Origin of the sequence: Dyadobacter fanqingshengii, assembly GCF_023822005.2 — a bacterium.
GTDB classification, from domain to species: Bacteria; Bacteroidota; Bacteroidia; order Cytophagales; family Spirosomataceae; genus Dyadobacter; species Dyadobacter fanqingshengii.
In genome coordinates this window covers 2,693,241-2,717,372 of sequence record NZ_CP098806.1, presented here as the reverse complement: position 1 = coordinate 2,717,372, position 24,132 = coordinate 2,693,241, and the positions used below count along the sequence as shown (strand labels likewise).

At 47.6% G+C, this 24,132-nt stretch carries 14 protein-coding genes; 9 read left to right on the top strand and 5 right to left on the bottom strand.

Annotation, left to right across the window (positions count from 1 at the left end; genetic code table 11):
• Positions 1–15: 15 nt before the first annotated feature.
• The 3 genes from NFI81_RS11355 to NFI81_RS11345 all read left to right on the top strand — a co-directional run bounded on the left by NFI81_RS11355 (position 16) and on the right by NFI81_RS11345 (position 5,311).
• Entirely contained in the window at positions 16–1,641 is a 1,626-nt protein-coding gene (locus NFI81_RS11355) for a RagB/SusD family nutrient uptake outer membrane protein (protein WP_234612324.1), read from the top strand.
• 19 nt (positions 1,642–1,660) lie between these two features.
• Positions 1,661–2,827, top strand: coding sequence for a glycan-binding surface protein (locus NFI81_RS11350; RefSeq protein WP_234612325.1), 1,167 nt, complete (start codon positions 1,661–1,663; stop codon positions 2,825–2,827).
• 99 nt (positions 2,828–2,926) lie between these two features.
• The gene (locus NFI81_RS11345) at positions 2,927–5,311 is read left to right on the top strand and encodes a glycoside hydrolase family 31 protein (RefSeq protein WP_234612326.1); all 2,385 of its coding nucleotides are present in this window, start codon (positions 2,927–2,929) and stop codon (positions 5,309–5,311) included.
• A 33-nt stretch (positions 5,312–5,344) separates the two neighbouring features.
• On the opposite strand, the gene NFI81_RS11340 is transcribed toward NFI81_RS11345, so the two are convergent.
• On the bottom strand, positions 5,345–6,835 hold the full coding sequence (locus NFI81_RS11340; RefSeq protein WP_234612327.1) for an MFS transporter: 1,491 nt from the start codon (positions 6,833–6,835) through the stop codon (positions 5,345–5,347).
• Positions 6,836–7,006: 171 nt separating this feature from the next.
• Here NFI81_RS11340 and NFI81_RS11335 point away from each other — a divergent pair, with 171 nt between their 5' ends.
• Together NFI81_RS11335 and NFI81_RS11330 are read left to right on the top strand one after the other, a co-directional pair.
• Positions 7,007–8,104: a glycosyltransferase family 4 protein gene (locus tag NFI81_RS11335; RefSeq protein ID WP_234612328.1), complete on the top strand. Its 1,098-nt coding sequence runs from the start codon at positions 7,007–7,009 to the stop codon at positions 8,102–8,104.
• Positions 8,094–9,161 (top strand): glycosyltransferase, encoded by a 1,068-nt coding sequence (locus NFI81_RS11330; RefSeq protein WP_234612329.1) that lies wholly within the window; start codon positions 8,094–8,096, stop codon positions 9,159–9,161. The genes NFI81_RS11335 and NFI81_RS11330 overlap by 11 nt, the downstream gene beginning before the upstream one ends.
• Before the next feature lie 17 nt (positions 9,162–9,178).
• Here the strand turns inward: NFI81_RS11330 and NFI81_RS11325 are convergent, their stop codons facing one another.
• Positions 9,179–10,006: a glycosyltransferase family 2 protein gene (locus NFI81_RS11325; RefSeq protein WP_234612330.1), complete on the bottom strand. Its 828-nt coding sequence runs from the start codon at positions 10,004–10,006 to the stop codon at positions 9,179–9,181.
• Positions 10,007–10,159: 153 nt separating this feature from the next.
• Between NFI81_RS11325 and NFI81_RS11320 the strand changes: the two genes are divergently transcribed.
• Positions 10,160–13,603 (top strand): DUF4347 domain-containing protein, encoded by a 3,444-nt coding sequence (locus NFI81_RS11320; protein ID WP_234612331.1) that lies wholly within the window; start codon positions 10,160–10,162, stop codon positions 13,601–13,603.
• 122 nt (positions 13,604–13,725) lie between these two features.
• On the opposite strand, the gene NFI81_RS11315 is transcribed toward NFI81_RS11320, so the two are convergent.
• Positions 13,726–14,748, bottom strand: a complete 1,023-nt coding sequence (locus NFI81_RS11315) for an LLM class flavin-dependent oxidoreductase (protein WP_234612332.1) — start codon at positions 14,746–14,748, stop codon at positions 13,726–13,728.
• 361 nt (positions 14,749–15,109) lie between these two features.
• On the opposite strand from NFI81_RS11315, the gene NFI81_RS11310 reads away from it, so the two are divergent.
• Positions 15,110–16,009 (top strand): SDR family oxidoreductase, encoded by a 900-nt coding sequence (locus tag NFI81_RS11310; protein WP_234612333.1) that lies wholly within the window; start codon positions 15,110–15,112, stop codon positions 16,007–16,009.
• Between the two features lie 279 nt (positions 16,010–16,288).
• The gene (locus NFI81_RS11305; RefSeq protein WP_234612334.1) at positions 16,289–18,577 is read left to right on the top strand and encodes a T9SS type A sorting domain-containing protein; all 2,289 of its coding nucleotides are present in this window, start codon (positions 16,289–16,291) and stop codon (positions 18,575–18,577) included.
• 116 nt (positions 18,578–18,693) lie between these two features.
• Here the strand turns inward: NFI81_RS11305 and NFI81_RS11300 are convergent, their stop codons facing one another.
• Both NFI81_RS11300 and NFI81_RS11295 read right to left on the bottom strand, forming a co-directional pair.
• Positions 18,694–19,662 carry a c-type cytochrome gene (locus NFI81_RS11300; protein ID WP_310589233.1) on the bottom strand — a complete coding sequence of 323 codons (969 nt, stop codon included), beginning with the start codon at positions 19,660–19,662 and terminating at the stop codon, positions 18,694–18,696.
• 32 nt (positions 19,663–19,694) lie between these two features.
• Positions 19,695–20,678 carry a ScyD/ScyE family protein gene (locus NFI81_RS11295; RefSeq protein ID WP_234612335.1) on the bottom strand — a complete coding sequence of 328 codons (984 nt, stop codon included), beginning with the start codon at positions 20,676–20,678 and terminating at the stop codon, positions 19,695–19,697.
• A gap of 430 nt (positions 20,679–21,108) precedes the next feature.
• Between NFI81_RS11295 and NFI81_RS11290 the strand changes: the two genes are divergently transcribed.
• Positions 21,109–24,129: a sensor histidine kinase gene (locus NFI81_RS11290; protein ID WP_252176052.1), complete on the top strand. Its 3,021-nt coding sequence runs from the start codon at positions 21,109–21,111 to the stop codon at positions 24,127–24,129.
• The last annotated feature ends 3 nt before the right edge of the window (positions 24,130–24,132 follow it).

Here is a 24,132-nt window from a genome sequence, read left to right as displayed (position 1 = left end):
AAAAGAGCTTTTTATATGCAATTCAAAATCAAACTCTTAGCGGCTATCAGCACATTGATGCTTATGCAGGGATGCAGCGAGGAATTCCTCGATCGTCCGCCGCTGGACGCACTTACTTCGGGAAATTTTTACAAAACCGATGCCGAAATCCTAGCAGGAACCGCGCCGCTTTACAACATTGTATGGTTCGATTTCAATGACAAGGCCAATATGTCCTTTCAGGAAGCCCGCGCCGGAAACCTGAACTCCAACGACCGCACGGCTTACATCAAGCATGCGATTCCATCGACAGATGTAAATACGCTTTTGCCGGGTTACAAATCGTTTTACAAGATCATTGCGCAAAGCAATAATGCTTACAAGGCGATCAAAGAAGCAACCGGAAGCACCGCTTCGGCAGCAGTAAAATCGCAGGGACTGGGCGAATGCCGTTTCATGCGTGCAACGGCTTATTATTACCTGGTTACCAATTGGGGCGCAGTGCCGATTGTATATGACAACGTGGCTCAACTGAACACACCACCGGTTCGTAACCGCGTTGAAGATGTGTGGAAGCTGTTGATCCAGGATTACCGCTTCGCAGCTGAAAACCTGCCTTTAACTGCCGACCAGGGACGTTTGACAAAATATTCTGCCGAAGGAATGCTGGCCAGAATGTATTTGATGCGCGCTGGTTTGAACCAGAATGGCACACGGAACCAGTCGGACCTGGACAGTGCCAAGTATTATGCAGAAGATGTGATCACCAAAAGCGGTCGCGCATTGGCTGCCACTTATGCAGAGCTGTTTGAAAGTGCTAATAACAATTCGTCCAAAAACAACGCCGAGAGCCTTTTCTCACTGCAATGGATGCCGGTCAGCAGCCCATGGGGGGTTAACAATTCATTCCAGGCTTATTTTGCTTACGATGCCAACATTACCACAACGGGCGATGGCTGGGGTGCGGCGCAAGGTTTGTCAGCGGATCTGGTTAAATATTTTGTAGAAAACCCTGCGGATTCACTTCGCAGAAAATCAATCGCCATGTTTGACAGCGATGTTTATCCTAACATTCAGAAAGCAACGGGCGGATTAAAATACAACAGGCCAGCGCAATTATCGGCAATCAAAAAATACATTGTGGGTTCCCCCGCGGACAATGGTGGTTTGGGCGGATTTATGGCGGCTAACATTAACTCCTACATGCTGCGCCTCGCCGAAGTTTACCTGATCTACGCGGATGCAGTTTTGGGAAATGCGGCTACTACGAATGATGCCAAAGCATTGGAATACTTCAATGCAGTGCGGAAAAGAGCGGGTATGCCAGCCAAAACGTCGCTGACTTTTGAGGATATCTTCAAAGAAAGAAGAATTGAAACCGTGTTTGAAGGTAACTCATGGAACGAAGTGGTGCGCTGGTATTATTTCAATCCGGCCAAAGCGATTGCTTACACAGCTGCGCAACGCCGGGAAAACTACACCATGAGCTATGTGGCTGGTTCTACCAACCCAAAGAAATACACCGTAACGTATTCTCCTGCTGAGTATTATCCATTATCGGCGAACACGCTTTACCTGCCGTTTCCAGAGGGAGAGCTCGTGAATGCGCCTTCGTTGAAAGGAGAGCCGGTTCCGTTCGATTTCAGCAAACTAATAGATTAACCCAAATCTTGACTAAAAAATGAACTTCAAATATGTATATAAAACAGCCCTTGGACTGTGCTTAGCGGCAGGAATGCTGCTTACGTTCCAGAGCTGTAACGAGGACGATGTGGACGGCGCGCCGGCAATTACCAATGTTCGTCTGCTTGATCCGACGAAGGCCGACAGTTCGCTGAGCGCTGCCGAACCAGGCAGTCTGATCGTGATACAGGGCCAGAACCTGGGGAGTGCGATGAAAGTGTATTTCAATGATTTCGAAGCGACTTTCAACGCTGCATTGGGTAGCAATTCAAATTTGATTGTGACCATTCCGGCTATGGCACCGACCAAAGCTGTGGACGCGGGCGTGTCTAACAAGATCAAAGTACAAACTAAAGGCGGTGAGGCTACTTATGACTTCGTTTTGTCAGCGCCGACGCCGGTGCTTACGGGTTTGTATTCAGAGTTTGTAAAACCGGGCGGAAATCTGGTGATCAGCGGAGATTATTTTTACAATATCAAATCTGTGAAAGTGGGCGCGACTAATTTGCCAATCGTTAGCACCACTGTAAAACAGATCACTGTGAAAATGCCTGCAACTGCTGTTTCAGACATTGTGACCGTGGAAGGAGAGTTCGGTACGGTGAAAACGAGCTATAAGGTTAATGGTTCGGAAGGGAATATGATCAATTTTGATGTGCCTGCAACAACCTGGGGATCGGATGTTTGCTACGGATCTGCTGCGATAATTCCAGGCACCGATGCTGGCGCCATTTCGGGCAAATATTCACGCATTAAACAAACCAAATTACCTGCGACCGGCTATGCCGACGCCTGGGTTTTCTCTACTTGCAGTTTCGACTTCAAGCTAGCCGCAGGACCAGCAGCCGAAAGACAATTTAAATTTGAGCACAATATTGCCGAGCCCTGGAAAGCAGGCAAATACGACATTACCATCACAGCAGGCGGCAAGGAATACGTTTATGCATTCCAGCCCTGGAACTCCACAGAATATGCCGCAGCCGGTTACCAAACCAATGGTTGGAGAACGGCAGTAATTGAGCTTTCAGAGTTCAAAAACGCAACGGGCGGAACCATTGCTGACGTATCCAAAGTATCCGACCTGAAAGTTTCATTTGGCACGCCCGATGTTGCGATTGCTTCCTTTAACGGCAGTGTCGACAACTTCCGGATTGTGAAAAAATAGAATGTCGGACATTACATTATTCACCATTCTCAGGGCGCCAGGCATTCATTTGCAGGGCGCCCTGCCTATTTATCTACGTGCATCACATTGCATTCTTTTATGATAATCACCCTATTTTTTCGAAAAATACTTATCCTGTTGCTGCTGCTTAACATTGGCTTCATCGGTTTTCATGCCGCTGCGCAGCAAAGTAAACTCGTGAACGACCCGGTTGACATCAGCGGCGATTTCAGGGATTTTTCCAACACCATTTTCTTTGCCGACAGTCTGGCCGCGTTTGACCCTGCAACCGGCGTTGGGAAGATCAAATGGAAAAGGCATGAACCGTTTTCTGCGCATAATTTTGATAATTCCATGTTGAGCTACAAGCGGTCTTACAGCAATGAATTTCCATCAGTTGAATACGCCCAGGATCCTGTTTTGCCGTTTTCCGTTGAATTTACATCTCCACGCACGGTTCGCATCCGTGCAAACACGGGTGCGCAAGGGCCTGGCAATGAGCCTTCTTTAATGCTGGTGAGTGAGCCTTTGAAGGATGCTTCCTGGAAATATATAAAGATTAATGGTGGCCACGAATACACGAATGCACACGGATCAGTGACGATTTATGAGAATCCTTGGAAGATTTTGATCAGGGATGCGAGTGGGAAGGTGCTTACGCAAACGCGTGGGCAAGCGGATGGGAGGTCGTCCTATACACCAACATTGCCGTTTTCATTTGTGCGGCGGGCTTCCGATTATTCGCGGAGTGTTGCTGCGGTGTTTTCCATTTCACCGGACGAGAAGATTTTCGGCTGCGGTGAGTCGTTTACGCGATTGGACAAAAACGGGCAAAAAGTGGTGTTATGGACGCATGATCCCAACGGCGTGCAAACGCAAACCATGTACAAGCCCATTCCATTTTACATGAGCTCGCGCGGTTATGGCATGTTCATGCACACGACATCGCCTATTACCTGCGATTTCGGAGCTACTTATGGAGAGTCAAATGCTATGCAGATCGGGGATGAGAACCTGGATCTGTTTGTTTTTTTAGGTCAACCCAAAGACATTCTGGATGAATATACAAACCTGACCGGAAAAGCATCCATGCCGCCGCTATGGTCCTTTGGTCTGTGGATGAGCCGCATTACTTATTTCTCAGAGCAGGACGGACGCAATGTAGCTGCCAAATTGCGCCAGAACCGCATTCCTTCCGACGTAATCCATTTCGATACAGGCTGGTTTGAAACTGACTGGCGCTGTGACTATAACTTCGCCCCAAGCCGTTTTAAAGATCCCCAAGGCATGATTGCCGATCTGAAAAAACTAGGTTTCCGCACTTCATTGTGGCAGTTGCCTTATTTTGTTCCTAAAAACACTTTGTATCCCGAAATCGTGGCGAAGGGATTGGCTGTGAAGAATGCAAACGGGACGATTCCTTACGAGGATGCCGTTCTTGATTTTTCCAATCCCAATACCATTAAATGGTATGAAGATAAAATTTCGGGCTTGCTGAAATTAGGCGTCGGTGCCATTAAAGTCGATTTTGGCGAAGCTGCGCCATTATCCGGCGTATATGCATCGGGCCGCACGGGCTTTTATGAGCATAACCTGTATCCGTTGCGTTACAATAAGATTGTTTCGGAATTAACGAAAAAGGTGACAGGCGACAACATTATCTGGGCACGGAGCACGTGGGCAGGCAGCCAGCGCTACCCGATCCATTGGGGCGGCGATGCGGAAACAACCAACAAAGGAATGGAAGCGCAGCTGCGCGGCGGATTGTCGCTGGGGCTTTCCGGTTTCACCTTTTGGAGCCATGATATAGGCGGTTTTACAATGAAAACGCCCGAAGATTTGTATCGTCGCTGGCTAATGATGGGACTGCTGAGCTCACACACCCGCACACACGGACAAGCACCCAAGGAACCCTGGGAGTATGGCGACGATTTTCAAAATTATTTCAGAAAGGCAGTGGAGCTGAAATACAAGCTCATGCCTTACATCTACACCCAATCCAAACTTGCCTCCCAAAAGGGATTGCCCATGGTGCGGGCATTGCTGGTTGAATTTCCCGATGACCCGGGCGCATGGATGGTGGATAATGAATATATGCTGGGGTCGGACATTCTGGTCGCGCCGTTTTTCGAGAATGGCAAAAGTCGGCAGGTTTACCTCCCGAAAGGGAAATGGGTGGACTACCAGACCCGAAAAGTATACGAAGGCGGATGGCACGAGATAGCCGCCGGTGAGCTGGAAGTGGTCATGCTGGTCCGCGAAGGCGCTGTATTGCCGCACGTGAAAGTAGCGCAATCAACGGATCAGATCGATTGGAAAAATATAGAATTGGTTGGTTTTAATGTGACCAGTTCAAAAACGGCGATGAAACTCTTCCTGCCTGGCGAAAGCGAGGTAAAGGATGTTTTGATTGTCAAAAAAGGCAGCAAACTGGTTGTAAGCAAGGATCCTTTCAAAGGAAATGTCAGCTGGGCATTGAAGTGAATGGGCGGGCGGCAGAGCACATCAACTCTGTCGCTATTTTTCCTGTTGTGCCGCATCGGAACTTGCACGGTCGCTTTTAAGCATATTATTGAGCGACGAATGCCAGTTGATCAGCACATCTATCACAAAATAATCCCTAAGGTTGCTTTTCAGGCTCGTACGCATAATCCGTTTTACCACACTCTTGTGCACTTCCCCGGCCTCTCGCACGCGTGGAAGGAATTGTAGCGCTACCAATGTGAGAACTGCACCGATCAGAAAAAGAAAGTTCCACTCATGTAACAGCAGCAGCCGGAAGGTTTTTTGCAAGTTAGGGCCGCTCCACTCGGCGATTACACGCAGTTGCCTTAATGTATAATAATCAGCCAGATAGCCGCCGATCAGTGGGGCGAGGGATGAGAAAACGGAGGTAATGATATTTTTAACAGAAAGGTAAACAATCGCCTCCCGGGAAGGGGCAAGTTTCAGGCCTATATTGGTGAGCGCGAGGTTGGTGCCAGCGTTGCTCGACCCGCTCACGATATGGATCACTGCCAGAAGCGCCAGGTTGGAAATCAGATTGGTGTAAATCCCAACAAAGCACCACGCAATCACACAAGCCACGTAAAGGGGAGCGCAAATGGAAATGATCGTTTTGTTGCTGTAACGGTCGGCGAATTTTCCCCAGTAGCCAATGGTGAAAATACTGGACAGCTGGCTCAGAATGGTCAGCGGGATAATGTAGGTCAGGGTCAGCCCCAGCGTTTTTAACATATAGACTGTAAAAAACGGCGTAGCAATGTTAACAGCAAACAGCCAAAATGAGTTGAAAACCAGTAATCGCTGGAAATTGTTATCCCGCAGTGGCTTTATAAACATTTTCAGGATATTCTCATTCGGTAAATAGGACCTCGGTTCCGGCACTCTCGCCAGCAGGACAACTGCTGCCAGGCCCGCGATCCCGGCCATCATGAACATGGTCGCATACACATACAATTCATATTGCGGTGCGTGCCGGCGCAGGTAATCGATGGAAAGTGCGAGAATGATGCTGAGTACGACATTGAGTGTTTGTGCATAGCGGCTTCGCTTCGAAAAAAACGCGCCCAGCATGTCGCCAGGCACCAGGTCTTTCATCCAGGCATTCCAGCTGGGACCTGCGATAGAGCCAAAGAAGTAGTAGAAAAACAGGAAAAAAAGCAGCAGGCTTACCGGAGCATTGTCACCCAGGAAGAATGGCATTGCACCCAGTAAAACCATGGGAATGCGCGCCAAAATGCAGCAAATTACCGAAACAGCCCTCCGGTTATTGTATTTGCGGATCAGAAATACGGACAGCAGCTGGAAAATATTGGTGAATGTGGGTAAAGATGCAAGCAACCCGATCTGGAAGTTACTCGCCCCGAGTATAATGGCAAATGCAACCATAAAAGTGCCTCCGGCAAGGGTTACCATCGCTTCGGTGGTCATTCCTTCCTTAAGAACGGTGTTCAGTCCGTCCTTAACTTCTTGCTCGGTAAGGGTTTCTTTTGGTGTAAAGATCACTATGCTGCACGTTAAATAACTCCGGAGCAGTTTAAATTTCATACCAGCATATGAAAACGCATTTACAGCACCGGCACGATTTTCTATGTGGCTACAACGCAACCAAAGTTGCATTAGTATCAGACAACACTTCATCAGTCAGTATCATCAACAAACTTTACCAAATGCAATATGAAAATCGGCATCATTGCTCATTTAAAATATCCAATTTCCAAACCTTTCATGGGAGGGTTGGAAGCCTTCACTTATGACATTTGCCAGCGGTTACTCGCGCGCGGACACGACGTGCTTTTATATGCCTGCGCAGGCTCAGACCCCATTCTGAATGTCAGGCCTATATTATGTGAAGAGGATTATCATCCCATTACATCTTCTCAATTCACCTCGCGCCAGCTGAGCACAGAATATATTTCTACGCACCACGCTTATGTGGAAATGATGCAGGAAATAGATAAGGACGAGCTCGATATTATTTTTAACAACAGTCTCAATTACGTACCCATTATGATGTCGGCGCTCGTAAATGCCCCGATGGTCACAGTGCTGCACACCCCGCCGATATTCGAACTGAAAAACGCCATCCGCCGTGAACAGGATTACGGGCGCGTTCAATATGTATCTGTATCGAAAACCAATGCGGATAACTGGAAGGCTTATGCGCCAGATTGCGCGGTTATTCATAATGGCATTGACTTATCTGCATGGGAATTTTATCCTGAAAATGACCGCAGTTACTTGATGTGGTTTGGACGGATACACCCGGATAAAGGCTTGCATTTGGCCATTGATGCAGCTAAGCTTTCCGGAAAAAAGATGAAAGTTGCCGGAGCGATCAGCGACGAGCATTATTATGAAACCCAGATTGTACCGCGGCTTGACGATTCCATTGAGTTACTGGGATCCTGTGACCATAAGAAGCTGAACGAGCTCATTGGCCGGGCAGAGGTTTCGTTGATCACCCCATGCTGGGAGGAGCCTTTCGGACTGGTGGTGGCTGAGTCCCTGGCTTGCGGGACGCCGGTGGCGGGCATTGCAAAAGGTGCATTGCCGCATTTGCTGGACGAGCACACGGGAATGTTATGCAGTGGCGATGATGTGCAGGAACTGGCGGAATGCATCAGGGTAGCCGGAAATCTGGATCGCGCTAAATGCCGCCAGAGAGCCGAGCAATTGTTTGACGTGGAAAAGATGGTAGATTCCTATGAAGCGCTGTTTGAAAAAATAGCTTTGGAAAAAATGGAAACGGAGATCAAGGCGGATGTCAGCTAATTTCGCTTTCTATATACACCACCACGGCTCGGGACATTTGATGCGTGCGCTATCGATTGCCTCACAGCTGAAAGATGCGCGGGTAACGTTTATGGGAACGGGGCTGACGCGGTTGGAGGATATTATTCCAAAAAATATACATTGTATTCACCTGCCTGGGGATGTAGCCGGCCAGGAAGATCCTTACGCTTCCCGCATGGGGCTGAGTTTTCTGCATTACGCGCCAATCAATGTTGAAAAAGTTGCCGCGCGAGCCGCTGAGATCTCGGCGGCGTTGTATGCTTTATTTCCGGTGATACTGGTTGTCGATGTCTCCGTTGAGGTCACAATGCTCGCCACTTTATGCGGAATTCCAACGGTCGTGATACGTCAGAATGGTGACCGGGATGATAATGCCCATTTACACGCCTACGAATGTGCGCAACTGCTGATCGCGCCGTCGCCTGAGCAGTTGATGAACTCTTCGTCGCATGATTGGGTAAACAAAAAAACATTGTTTTCAGGGGGATTTTCTAAATATTCCGGAAAAGAAAAATACATTAAAAAGGGAGGCGAGCGCACGATTGGAGTCATTGTTGGTTCTGGCGGCACTTCACTCGACGGTGCCGTTATCCATGCTTTGGCAACACAATGCACAAACAAGTTGATTCATGTGATTGGAGACATTTCGGAAACAGAACAAGCATCGGCACAGAACATCGTGTTTCATGGCCAACTCACCGATCCGGCTGCAGTACTTTCCGAATGCGATGTGGTGATAGGCAATGCAGGGCACAACACGGTAATGGAAATGGCTGATCTGGGGAAAAAATTCGTTTGCATACCAGAAGATCGTCCGTTTCAGGAGCAGTTGCGCAAGGCAGAGCTGCTGGAAAAAAACGGAATGGCAGTGGTCATTCGGCCGGATGAACTAGCGCATGCGGAATGGGAAATGATCATTGCAAAAGCCGGGAATGTGCCCGTCGATTGCTGGCAAGGGGTGATCCGTGACTCAGCATTGGCGGATGTTGCGTTGCAATTGCATGCATTATGGGATAAGCATTTTGTTCAAAAGTGAAAAATTTTTGAGAATGATCACGATTTTAGCGCTGCTCTGATCTCTGCTTCATTGGGTTTGCGCACAATTTTAATCCCATCATCGTTCCAGGTTATCAATCCTGCATTTACAAATTTTTTAAGCCAGCCTTCCATAGGCCACTTTTGCCATTTCTCGAAAAATGTGCTGGCGTTCATTAAAATATCCTCAAAATGATTGAGTGGCGGGTCATAACTTGCATGATATTGATGATATGCAACTGCATCGGCAACACTGAGCGGAACACCGCTTTCCCTGGCCATGAATCCGAAATCGGTATCTTCCGCGCCATAACCTGTAAAACGGGTGTCAAAACCATTGATGCGGTCGTAGACTTCCTTGCTGCACGCAAAGTTAAGTGACCAGAAAAGCGCGTAATTAACCTCACGCAGTTCAGCCCTAACCGGGTCAGGCGTGCTCAATTCCCGCATTTGTTGCAAAAAATCAGATTCTGAGGTGGCTCCCTGCCGAAGATATCTGACCGGCCCAATCCATAAGTGTTGGGCTTTTTGGCAAGCATTGAAATATTCCCCGACCAACTGCGGCGACGGAATGCAATCCACATCAAGAAAAATCACAAAAGGGCAAGCTGCCTGTTCTGCTGCAAAGTTCCGGGCAGCGGCAAGAGGCAATTTTTCCCCGGCATCAAACCAAAGAGCACGAATAGGGAAATTTTCGGAAGTAAGCTCACTCGCAGGCTCATTCATATGGACAATCACAAGCTCAGCCGGCCAGACATCCGATTTCTCCAAACCTAAAACAAGGTTCTGCAGCGCTTCCTGCCGGGATTTGACTATTGTAACTACGGAAACGGGTATAGTATTCATGGATGGAAATTCAGTAAAAGATTGTGTTACAAAAAATCTGCCAATGGCCCAAGCAGATGTCATGTAACCGTTAGATAAGTTTCTTGTCATACAATGGGTATGAATACGATTAAATTGATTTTGGTATCTAATCAACTAATCCTACTCCCTTATATGATGAAAACTACCTTTACTCTCTATCTCTGTCTACTATCCTTACTCACTTTTTCAATAGTCTGCTATAAAAAACTTCGAAGTGGCAGTACCGGCGATCTGGTAATTATCGACGAATCTCTAAAAGATTACCGCTCGCTTGCCGATGGCCTGGATCCGAAATCACAAGTCATTTACGTTTCCAATAGCCCCGAAGGATTACATAATCTTACCAAGCAACTAGCCAGCCGCGGGAAAGCCGAGCGTGTGCATATCATGACCCACGGTACCGACGGTAATTTTGTGCTGGGACAAACGCAGCTTAATAACGCTAATTTCAGTGAGCATGAAAGCTTCTGGCAAAGCCTGGGGAATGTGCTTGTGGCTGGCAGGTCCAGTCTGCTCATTTATAGCTGCCAGCTTACGGCAAACCGAACCGGGGAACAATTCGTACAGCGTCTGCACAGCATGCTCGGAGTGCCCGTTGCCGCTTCCGATGACCAGACAGGCTCGGAACGCCGCGGCGGGGACTGGGACCTGGAATATGTTGCCGGTAAGATCCTCAGGCAGCACGTATTAAAGCTCATGGATTTCAAAGGCCTGCTTGTGCCGACTTTCACGCAGCTGACCGGCGGGTCCAGCCCCTTCAATGGCATGACCATCGCGACGGACGATCAGCTGATCTATGGAGATTTTGACGCGGACGGGGATATCGATATCCATTCATACGACGGCACTTCTGCCATTAACGACTTCTGGCAAAATAACGGTAGCGGATCATTTGCAAAAGTCACCGGTGCGGCGAGTCCGTTTGAAAATGTTTTTGAGAACGCCGTTTTTTATTTTGCTTTAAATGCATTTGTAGCGGACTGGGACAATGATGGTGATGACGATATCTATGTTCCGATGCGCAACAGCGGGCAAAATGAAAAAAACTTTTACTACCGTAACGATAATGGGAAATACGTGTTGCTGAGCGGCGCCTCGAGCCCGTTTAACGGCATCAACGTGAGTGGGAACAACGAAATGATCATCGGCGATTTCGATACGGATGGCGACATTGATATACATAGCTATCCTGGAAGCCAGCTTGACAATGAATTTTGGCGCAATAACGGCAGCGGTGCGTTCTCTAAGGTGACCGGCGCGCAAAACCCTTTTGATAACCTATCCGGCAAGGCAGCATTTTCCAGTGCGCGTTACGCCTTCTTGGGCGACTGGGACAATGATGGGGATGTTGATATTCTTGTGAGCAGACGCGGTAATACGTCTGTGAGAGATTATCACCGCAACGACAATGGTATATACACGATCCAGACAGGAGCAGCCAACCCGTTTGATGGTATGGCAATTGCCAACGACAACCAAATCATTTTCGGAGACTTCGACGCGGATGGCGATATTGACTTGCAGACATCCGATGGTTCCAGCACGCTGGTTTTCTGGCGAAACAACGGAAGCGGGAATTTTACGCAGGTAACCGGTGCTGAAAACCCCTTCAATACGCTGCCGAATTCCGGAGCTTTTTATAACAATGCATTGAAATCTTTTGTGGCCGACTGGGATAACGACGGCGATGTGGATGTGTTCACGACCAACTATACCGCAGCGAACCAGAAATATTTCTTCCGCCAGAACGACGCACCACCCCGGATAACGTCCACCACACCAGCCAATGTCGCAACGGGTGTGTCCGTGAGTAGCAACATTTCACTTACATTCAGTCGCACGGTAACGGGTGCAGCAGGCAAGAACATACAGATCCGTCGTAGCGACAATAATTCTGTTTTCGCGAACATTGCTGCCAACGGTGCACAGGTGACGGGTGGTGGATCGAATACCATAACCATTGACCCTCCAACAGACCTGGATGGTGCGACGGGTTACTACCTTACGATCGACGAAGCCGCATTTGTAGACTCCGAAGGGCGCATTTTTGAGGGTGTCAGTAACAATGCCACGCTGCGATTTACTACCGGAACGCCCCCGACTACGGTGACGTCGATTACACCACAGGATGACAACCCAACAAATTCAAGTTCTGTCGCATATGAAGTGGTGTTCGCCCAAAGTGTCACTGGTGTGGATGCTTCTGACTTCACGCTGACATCCAGTGACGTTTCCGGAGCAGCAGTTTCCGGCGTTTCGGGCTCCGGTACGACCTACACCGTTACTATCAATACCGGCAGTGGCAATGGGACCATCCGGCTGGACTTCTCAGGACTGACCGGCACTGTACCGAACGTGAGTGCCGAATTTACCACAGCGAGCGCATACACGATTTACAAAGTATCTAATGCCAGCGATTATTATAGATCCGCCAATGTGGACGCTAACTGGAACACGGTAGGCGACTGGATATCTTCTGCGGATAACAGCTTTTGGATTACCGCAACTTCTATTCCGGGAGGTGCCGCGGCAAGTACGCTCATTACAACCGGGCAAACCATGCGCATGCCAACGGGATTATCCCTGACAGTTCGTAACCTGACTATTGATGGTACACTGCATTCGGGTGATAGCCAGTTCAACGTAAATGGCAGCTGTATTAATAATGGCACACTCACAGGAAGTGGTACTTTCATAGTCGCAATGTTTACAAATGTGGGTGTTCTTTCACCAGGTGAGTCTCCGGGTTTCCTTGCGTTTACCAACGACATGACTACATCCGGTACGTTGCTGATGGAAATCGGTGGTACCGAACGTTTCATGGATTATGATATTGTCCAAACCTTCGGATTTACCGCTGGTGGTACATTATCGGTTTCATTTATTAATGGTTTTACACCGAAGCTTGGTGACGCATTCACACTCGTGGAAGCAGGAAATATTACCGGAGCATTTGAATCGGTGAATCTTCCTGACATTTCGCCACTGGTTTGGGAAACGACCTCTGCAGACGGGAAATTCACAATAAGAGCGGTAAACAACCCCATGCCGGTCACCCTCGTGAATTTCAATGCTTCCATGAACGAATCGGCAGTCGATCTGGTTTGGAGCACTTCCAGTGAAATAAATAGCAGCCATTTCGAAATTCAACGGAGCATGGAAGGTAAGATCTGGGAAAACATCGGCTTAGTCAACACACGTAACGAAAACGCAGGAGAACAGCATTACCGGTATACGGATATGCTTCCCTTACAAGCCGAAAACTTCTATCGGCTACGCATGGTGGATGCAGACGGCACTTTTGCATTCAGTAAAATTGAACACGTGCGTTTCCTTGATTCCAAAGCGCAGCTCAGAAGCTATCCTAACCCAGTTACGGACAGGATTTTTCTGGATGTCACAAACGTGGAGAGTATACAGACGGTTGAGATCTATTCAGCTTCCGGCGTGTTGCATTATACCGGCGGATATTCACCTGAGGGCATTGATGTGAAAGCACTGCCATCAGGTATTTTTGTATTGAAAACCATAGGCGCGAACCGCACGACATCTACTTTCAAATTTGCAAAACATTAATGTCATTGGGCCCTTCAAAATCAGGCAGGAAGTGTTAGATAAGGTGACTGCATAACCAGTGGTAAATGCTGATTCCTATCAGCATTTACCACATTGGAATAACAACTTTGCCTATACGGGACCTAACGCCAGCCCAGTCCGGGTGCCACATGCTCCAAAATAGAAGACAGCACATGCACATTATAATCAACGCCTAATGTATTTGGGATGGTCAAAAGCAATGTATCCGCTTCCTGGATCGCCTCGTCCTGTGCCAATTCTTTAATGAGTTGATCCGGTTCGGCAGCATAGCTTCTACCGAAAATCGCGCGTTTGTCCTGCTCAATCATTCCGATTTTATCGCGACGGCTGGTTTCCTGTCCAAAATAGTAGCGGTCTTGCTCGGTTACCAATGCAAATATGGACCGACTCACCGAAACCCTTGGTTCGCGCTGGTGTCCCGCTTTTTTCCAAGCTTCTTTGTAAAACCGGATCTGCTCCGCTTGCTGCACATGAAACGGCTTCCCGCCTTCGTCGTATTTCAGGGTAGAACTTTGAAGATACATTCCGTTTTCGGCTGCCCAAACGGCAGTAGCATTGGAAGCAGCTCCCCACCAGATACGCTCCCGCAAACCTTCGGAATAGGGTTCCAAACGCAGTAGCCCCGGTGGATTTGGAAACATGGGGTTAGGGTTAGGCTGCGCAAATCCAACACCTTTTAGCCTTTCAAGGAATTCCAGTGCCTTACGACGTCCCATATCCGCGTCGGTTTCGCCCTCAGCCGGTTCGTATCCAAAATAGCGCCATCCTTCAATCACCTGTTCCGGCGATCCTCTGCTGACGCCTAACTGTAACCGCCCTTCCGAAATCAAATCCGCAGCGCCTGCATCTTCCACCATATACAGGGGGTTCTCATAACGCATATCAATGACCCCCGTCCCAATTTCAATTTTACTCGTTTTCGCACCAACAGCCGCAAGTAATGGGAATGGCGATGCCAGTTGGGATGCAAAATGGTGTACACGAAAATAAGCGCCATCTAAACCAATTTCTTCCGCAGCAACAGCCAAATCAATAGATTGCAGCAGCGTATCACTTGCTGTCTGAGCATTATAAGCCGGATGATTAGACCAATGCCCAAACGATAAAAATCCTATTTTCTTCATGAAGCTTCCTTTCTTGTTTTTACTAAATCAATGAATATAAGCTGGATTAGCCGGTTTGGAGGCCGGTGGTTTCGCTGCGCTTACTAAGTTTACTGTATTGAAACATTTGGCTTGATGAATAAATTCATGGGATTGGGTGGTTTAGTCAACCACCAGACCGTCACCGTCTACGACAGTTTAGGCCGTAGCCACTGATGATGGTTTTTAGCGTCAGGCCGTGTTCGGTTAGCGCATACTGAACCGTGCGTGTTACCGGGCAATTCCTTCCCAGGTTTAATGATTGGCAAAGTTTTATTAAGAACCAGCCGTAAAACGAATTCTGGAAACAGGCTTCGCCATTCACGATTAAAACTTCACCAACATGTCTGAAACAATTAAATCAACGCTTCAAAATCCGCTCGACAAATATCCCAAACCGCCATTTAACAAGCAGCCGCAGCAAGTGCCGGGACTGGCTTCGAAAATGGATCCGCAGCCTGACCACGGGGAAACATCCTACAAAGGATCTGGCCGGCTCGCGGGCAGAAAGGCCTTAATAACCGGAGGCGATTCGGGAATTGGACGCGCGGCCGCCATTGCTTATGCCCGCGAGGGAGCTGATGTTGTGATCAATTATCTGCCTGATGAACAATCTGATGCAGACGAGGTTATCGCACTGATCGAAGCCGAAGGCAGGAAAGGATTTGGAATTCCAGGCGACATAACGCAGGAAGCATTTTGCGGGGAGCTTGTAGAGCAGGCGGTGCAGAAGTTGGGGGGATTGGATATTCTGGTCAACAATGCAGGGCACCAGCAAGCCGTGGATTCTTTGCTCGAACTAACCTCTCAAGGATTCGATACCACCATCAAAACCAACATTTACGCGCCATTTTGGATTACGAAGGCTGCATTGCCGCATCTTCTGGCTGGGTCAGTGATTATTGCTACATCGTCGGTTCAGGCGTACGATCCGTCAGAAAACTTGTTTGACTATGCACAAACCAAGGCCGCGAATGTTGCTTTTGTAAAGTCGCTGGCCAAGCAATTGGGGCCCAAAGGCATCCGTGTAAATGGTGTAGCGCCAGGCCCGGTATGGACACCGTTGCAGGTAAGCGGAGGTCAGCCACAGGATAAGATTACCGAGTTTGGGGAAGCGACACCTCTGGGAAGGCCTGGTCAGCCGGCCGAGCTCGCATCCATCTATGTGCAGCTCGCCGACGACAGCGCCAGCTTTGCTACCGGCCAGATTTACGGCGCCGCGGGTGGCAATGGACATCCCTGATCAATGTGGTAGTTCCAACCATCCCGCATCTCTAAAAAATGCCGCTTCGGACTCCCGGAGCGGCATTTTTTGAAGATCGTTTCTCCACCGATCCATTCTTGAAGGGGTCTTTTACACCGCTGCATAGCAATTATTTGCTATTCCACGGCAGCTTTTGACATGGTAAATTTGCGTTGCAGCAATTTAGTCGGCATTGTAAAAAAATTACAAAGCATGCGCATATCACGCTGTTTCTTCCAGGCAAATGCCATTCAAATTCCCAATCTTTTTTTACTCAATATGAAAACTCTCTATTTTAATGGACAGGTATCAATTTGCAAAAGACTGATTTTGCTCCTGGTTCTTGCCAACATGATTTCCGTTTCATTTGCTCAGCAACGAATCGCGGGCAGCACAAAGAAAGAGAACGCGCGGGTAAATGCTGATTTTGGAACAATCGTTATTTCAAAAAAAACACAACCAGAAATTGCTCCCGGTGTCAACTTTACTTTTTTCACGGAGATCCCGTCCATCCCGTCATTTGTATTAAACGATGATCCCTCATTCATTTCCATGCAGGATGTGGGCATGGGTGAAGATAACACCATGTGGGCAATCGCTGCTCCGGAATCGGGAACAGGAAATGGAAACATTTATCACAGACCGGCAGGTTCATCAGCGTGGGTGCAGGCGGGCGGCATGGGCACGAGAATCGATGTCAGTCTCAGAGGCAATTCGGTGCTTGTTAATGAAGCGGGTGCTGTGTTCACCTGGAACAGCACTTTAAGCGCTTTTCAATTATTATCGGCTTCGATAAATGCTGTGGATGTCGGTGTTTCTGCAGGTACTATTCAAAACGCATTTGTATTAGTGAGAAATTTCGGATGCCATACCCTGGCTCGCAGTATAGGATCGGGATTTTTTACCCAATATCCAAATATTTGCGGCACCCGCCTTGACGTAGCTCCGGATGGCTCCGTATATGTGCTTAGCGAACTTGCCGGGGAAGTATACCGAGTAACATTTTCCGGGGACGCCGCGACGATTGCTCAAACGTTTCCCTCCTTGGCATTCAGGGATATTACAGTTGCAGCTGACGGTAAAGTTTGGGCTGTTAATTCGACAACAAGCTATTATCTGGATAATGGAGCATGGGTAGCCGACCCTAACAGCAGTGGTATCGGATTCGGAAGCAACCCATCGGGTTTATCAGCGGGAGCCGATGGCGATACACCCATCTTGACGCTGAATGCAGAGGACGATCTGCCCACAAGTGATCGCGGACAACTCATTCAGCGCAGGGAAAATGGCACCTGGATGAACAGCCATAAGGTCCGTCAGTCGGGCACTGCCAACAGTATCATTTTAAATGTTGCCCCGGGAACTTATAGGGTGGAGGAGAACCCTACACAACCTGCTTGGAAGCTGGTCGGCATCAACACATCCGGCGGTACGGTGGTCACAAACCTTGACAATCGCAATGCAAACATCACGGTAGGAGCAGGTCAAACCGTGCATGTTGAGTTTGTCAATGCAGGATATGATTATGGCGATGCAGCTGCTTCCTATGGCACAAAAGCATCAGACAATGGTGCAGTTCATCAGGTAAACCCCGCTCTTACACTGGGAACTACAATTGATATCGATGCCGATGGTGACACCGGTTCGCCTGCAACAGGGGATGATAACACCGGCACGGATGATGAGGATGGAATTGCTTCATTCCCAGTTATTTCGGCTGCTGGTAGCGGAACATTTACGAATTATACGGTCAAAGTGTCGGCTCGTAACGAAACAGCACTTACCGCAAACCTGTGCGGTTGGATTGACTGGAACAACAATGGCACTTTTGAATCCGGAGAAGGGGTTTGTACAACATTGGCCCCAGCTGGGACAGAGGCAACGCTGGTGTGGCCGGCTGTAATAATGAGCGGATTTGAGAGCAAGGTAGGGACCTTTGCGAGGTTCCGGCTCACGACGGACGTTTTAACGACTGGCGGAATGACAGGTATGGCCACTAACGGAGAGGTTGAAGATTACTTTTTACCATTTTCAGATGCAATGCCGGTTACTCTGATAACATTCGAAGGTTCTACCCGCGAACATTATGTAGCCCTGAAATGGGCGACAGCAGAAGAAACAAACGCGGACCGATTCGAGATTGAGCATAGTATCAATGGCAAGACTTGGAATGTAGTTGGAACCGTGGTTGCAAAAGGGGAAAGCAGCGTTCAGGCAAACTATACATTCGAACACAACACTCCCTTGAAAGACCGGAATTTTTATCGGCTCAGAATGATTGATCATGATAAAACCTTCTCCCTAAGCAAAATTATCAGTGTTATTTTTGACAAAACATCAACGCTCACCGCTTATCCTAATCCGGCGAACAATCGGATCGTGATCAGCAGTGATGAACTCGTGAAGCAAGTAACATTACACGCGGTATCAGGTGCCAAAGTATTCGAAAGTCAACAACATTTTCACAACGGAATCGATGTTTCGAAGCTGAGTCAGGGTATGTACATTATGTCAATTATCCAATTCGATGGTACGGTGAGTACACAAAGGGTGCTGGTAGCCAGATAGTAATATCGATAATCTGATAGTAAAACGAGCAATGCGGTTGAATGGAGATTCAACCGCATTGCTCGTTTTAAAAACTAAATTATCAGCGAATTAACAAATGGGAATTGACTAGCTAGCTACCTTCTTTCCATCCTTACAACCTGATTATCGATTGGTTTCACTGTGCTGAGATAGGCATAAATAGCATTGAGATCCTGTTCTTTCATTCCTGCGTACATGGTCCAGGGCATTGGCGTGTTAATGGCATCCGGTGTTATTTTAGGAGAAACGTAATTGCTGTCAACGAACGCTTTAAATCGGGCAACAAAAGCTTCTTTCGTCCATTTACCTATTCCTGTTTGCTTATGCATGGTAATGTTTGGCGAGCGCATAATGCCGTTTGGGCCAGCGAATTCCATTCCTCCCCCGAATTCAGTTCCGGCAATCACACTTCCTTTTTCCGTTTTGCTATGGCAATCCACGCAACCGGTCGCAGTGATCAGATATTTCCCATAAGCCACCTCATCCGTTTCTGAGGGCCGCTTGGTGAAAGCCGCTTTCGCAGGCATGGTGTTGATCAAGATGTTAACAGGGAAGTCAGGTTCCGACTCAGGGATATCCTTTTTTATTGCCGGCAACTCCCGAATGTAAGCAATAACCGAGTAAATATCCTCCTGGTCAAGCTGGCCAAACCGGTGGTAAGCCATCACCGGAAACAATGCTTTTCCCTCTTTGTTAACACCGGTTGTGACGGCACGGAAAATTTCTCCGTCCGTCCATTCGGCTAGTGTATAGGGTGTGATATTGGGCGCATAAAACTTACCTGGAAAGCCCATGTCTTGGGTAAAGGCTTCGCCACCCGCGCCGAAACCGCCCGAAAGCGGTCCGGCATAGCGCGACCAGTCGCGGGTGCTGTGGCAATCCATACAAACCGTCACATGATTGGCTAAATACTCTCCCCGCGCCACGCGGGCCGCAGTGCGTTCTATTTTAATGTCCGGTGCAGGACCCGTGTCAGGAAGCGCAGTTTTAGCATAAATGATGCCTGCAATGGCAACAACAAACAGCGCGCTGAGTATTTTACCGATGATTTTAATTGCTTTCACTTGAATGATCTTTTTGGAATAAGTGAAATGTTCTAATACGACAGCTTGCTGATTGTGCCGTCCTGATAACTAAGCAAATAAAAGGTTTGTCCATTTCCACGGATGATGTCAGTCGGCCGTGAGAGGCTATCGAGAAGTATTTTACCGTCTTCATTAAGCACTTTGCCAGACTTGGCAGCAAATCCCATTGCGCCGAAAACACCATGCTGGATGACGATGGGCTTTTGGCTGGCTGAAAGCGTAATGCCGGTCAGCGTTGTAAATTTAGATTTGTACACGTCTACCGCTCCGGTTGTACTTACTTGGAAGATTTTCGCATCTCCTGTTGTGAAAGGAAAGCCGGTTAATGTGCTGATGAGAAATTTGCTTCCATCGAACACAATACCGGTTGGCACAGCTTCCACACCCGTCGCAACATTGGGTATTTTAGCAAACAAGCTTAGTGCGCCATTGGCCTTATCCCTTTTGATAACGGCATTGCTTCCGGCGTCAATAATGTACATATGATCGTCCGGACCAAATGTGAAATCGTATGTGTTGGAATTGATAGGTTTGGTCAATCCAAGGCTTTCGACATAGCTCCCAATGTCTGCCGAATCAATATCGGCGAGTTCGACGGACTTGTCGCCTGATTTAAAGGACGATACGTCTGCTGTGTAAAGGATTCCATTGGAGCCGTGTAAAAAATATAATTTTCCTGCACGGTAACCCAAATGAGCTATTCCTTCAATCGAACCTTCCCGCATGAGCGATTGAAGACCGGTTACGAATGTCGTCTTCACGCCGGATGGTGTAATCATGGAAACGCTGCCATCGTTGCCTTTACCCGAACCCGCTTCGGTTACCCAAAGATTTTCCGTGTCATCTGCGGCCAGTCCGATCGGATATTTCAATCCCCTTATAAATATTTCTGACGACAAGGTTTCTGGCTCAGGTTCGAAAATGTCGTGATCTGTGCAAGCCAGGACGAAAAGGAACACCAGTAATGTTAAAAGGCAGTAGATTGACTTTTTCATTGTTTTGAATTTAAGGCTATTTGAGAATGATGATTCTGGGGGTTTCTGGCTGTGCGGACTAAGGAAATCCTGACAGGAAGGGTAGCGAAGTATTTTCACAGGCCTGTGAATTTGGCATGCTGGTTCAGATAAAAAACGTTGAGTAAAATCTTATCGCAAAAGAAGAAAGGAGCACGGCATGGCACAATAGCAAATTATTGCTATATCAGGCGATTATTGCTATTAAATTGCGGTGTAACTGGTGGTTAGAAATAAGATGGTGGGTCTTTTAATCCAAAAGCCTACTTTAAGAGTAGAAGTTTAGATGCCTCTTACAAACAATTCCTGTCTTTCCATGCTGCGCAGACTTTTACGGTTCGAGTTGAATTTGTCTTGTATAATAAGCCGGTCGTATCGTCTGATCCCTTTTCTATTACTGATTTGTCTGAATATGTCTTATGGGCAGGCACCGCAAACGCGGGTAAATATTCAGTTGCTTGGACCGGAGCAAGGTTTGCCCAGCCGGAATACGCGTTCTCTGGCCCAGGATGGCCGGGGATTTATGTGGGTGGCCACTGGTCAGGAACTATGGCGTTATGATGGGTATACTTTTCAAAACTTCACCGCAATGCTTACCCGCTCCCTGGGCGGCGGAACATTGATCAACCAGATCAGGACCGGGCCGAATGGCGCTATCTGGGTTGCGCATAACAGCGGCGTCAGCATTGTCGATCCCCTCGATCTGACCTGCAAGACCATCAATCCATCCAAGCCCTTTAAAAATATCGATTCGAAACAGCATTTGGATGTTTTTTTTGATAAGGATCAAAATGGATGGGTGTCTGTTCCCCGTGGTAAGCTTATCAAAATCAATAAAAATTTCGTCCCGGTGGCACTGTACACACCGCCAGCCGACGCCGGGAATGCTGCTGCTGTCGGAAGTCAGATTACCAAAATGTTTGTGGACGGAAAAGACAGGCTTTATGCGTTTAGCGATAGCACGTATCTGGACGAAATCAATGAAAAAGCAAATCTCATTAACCGGACCAATTTATTAGCAAAAGACATGGATCCCCGGCGTTTCAGCGTCTTCAATGTTGTGCAGTCCGGTGCCGATACATTGCAAATTTATTACAAGCATAATATCAGTAAAAAATTCCTGATGCGCCAATACGCACTAGGAACAAGAATTTTTAGTCCCCTTACTGACATTGACACGCCGATAGCGGCCGACGTGATTTATGCTTATAAAAACAATTACAAGTGGTATAAATCTTCAAAGGAAATTGGTTTATTAAATCAAAAAACCGGACAGTTTACGAATCTCACCACACGTCTTTTGCAAAAATCGGGTGCCGATATTTTCTTCTTCGGCGCCTGTTTAAGCACAGACGGCAGTTTTTGGGCGGCAGGCGTCGACGGTCTTATAAAAGTGACGCTTACCGAAGAAATTTTCAGAAGATACATGAGCGTGCCTTTGGAAAAGACAGGCGATATCGGCAGCAGCGTCAGAGGCATTACCGAGGATAACTCGGGAATGATTTGGGCATGTTCTTATGGCTATAACCGGGATGGTTTACAATATCTGCTGCATCAGATTGATCCTCTGACACACCTGAGCAGGCACATGCAGTTGCACAGCAAGGCTAATGTTTCAAATGAAATGGTGATTCCGTATAAGGTTCTTTTTACCAAAGACGAGGTTTATGCGGTTACGGATGGCATACAGTTCTTGAAAATAGATCCCGAGACTGAGGCCTATCACGCGGTGGCATTCCCATTTGTCAGCGGACGCGGATTTACTTCTTTTTACAAACTCAATGATTCCACTTTCTGGGCGGGGACGTGGGGTGGAATGGGCATAATTGGTACGCGGGATCTGAAACCTGTTCTTTTAAATGATAAAGCCGGGCGCTACATTAAAAATGAACGCATCAACAACTTTATGCCGTGGAATCAAAACCGTATTTTAGTCAGTACTACGAATGGATTATACGTTTTGAATCAGGATGCGAGCATTTATGAGCATTATGGACAGACAGCGGGTGACAAGATCAAACTTCCGGCTTTACAAATTTTCCACACAGCATGGTTTGAAAATGCATTGTGGGCGGCAACAGGGCAAGGGCTGATCCGCATTGACGTGAATAACAAAACAACGCAGCTTTTCACCACGCACGACGGCCTGCCTGACAACAACATTTATGCGGCCTTGCCGGACGAGAGGGGCAATCTTTGGCTGAGTACGAATAAAGGTTTATCACGATTTGATACACGAACCAAAAAATTCCATAATTACGGGATTTCAGACGGTTTGCCTCACCTGGAATTTAATCATGGATCCTATCTGAAATCGAGAAACGGCACGCTTTATTTCGGCGGCTTGAACGGCGTTGTTGCTTTCAATCCGGAAAAGCTTGATTTAAGCTCAAAAAAAGAGAGCGGATTGCAGCTCATTTCCTATTCAAAATTCGATGCAGGTCGGAACAAGGCTGACACGATCACTACCCATCAGGCAGGTCAACAAATCATTTTTAACCCGGGTGACCGTCTTTTTGCCTTTGCATTTATGAGCCCGGATTATCAGAACACCTCATTAAACCGGTTTCGATATAAGCTCGAAGGGTGGGGGGATGATCGCTGGCAAATGTTTGAAAATGGGAATAAACTGCTTTTTAACAGCCTGCCACCCGGGAATTACATGCTAAAAGTGCAGGTTTCCGTGGGTGGCGCCGATTGGAGTAGCCAGGAATGGCAGTCACCTGTGCGTGTGCTTACGCCCTGGTATAAATCGGTTTGGTTTTTTGTTCTCAGTTTGCTGTTCATCGGCATTTTAATTTATCTCTTTTACCAATATCGGCTCCGGCAGATCATGGATATTCAAAAAATCCGCAATGGGATAAGTGCAGATATGCACGATGAGATCGGGAGCACGCTCAGCAGCATTACTTTTTATAGCCAGGCATTGCTGATGCAAATAGAAAAAACCGAACATCAGCAGGTGGTTCAGAAAATAAAGGAAAATGCCCAGCAGGTTCAGGAGGGGCTTAGCGATATCGTATGGAGTGTCAAAGCTGGCAGTGACCAGATCGAGGACGTGTTTGCGCGCATGTTTCAATTCGGCAGCACATTGGCAGAGTCCAAAGGATTTGATTTTCGCTTTGAATCGGATAGCCAGCTTCAAAACCTGAAACTGGATATGCAGACGCGAAAGAATCTGTATTTAATTTTCAAAGAAGCGATGAACAATGCTGCCAAATATTCGAATGCAAACACCGTTGAAGTATACACAACCCGTGAAAGCGGTCGTACTAAGCTGACTATCAATGACAATGGTCGTGGATTCGACCCCGGGTTCATCAAAAAAGGCAATGGGTTGACCAATATGCATCAGCGTGCGGCACAGATGAATGGCGTGCTCACGATCCACTCCGCCATCGACGAGGGAACGACTATTACGCTGCTATTCTGATCC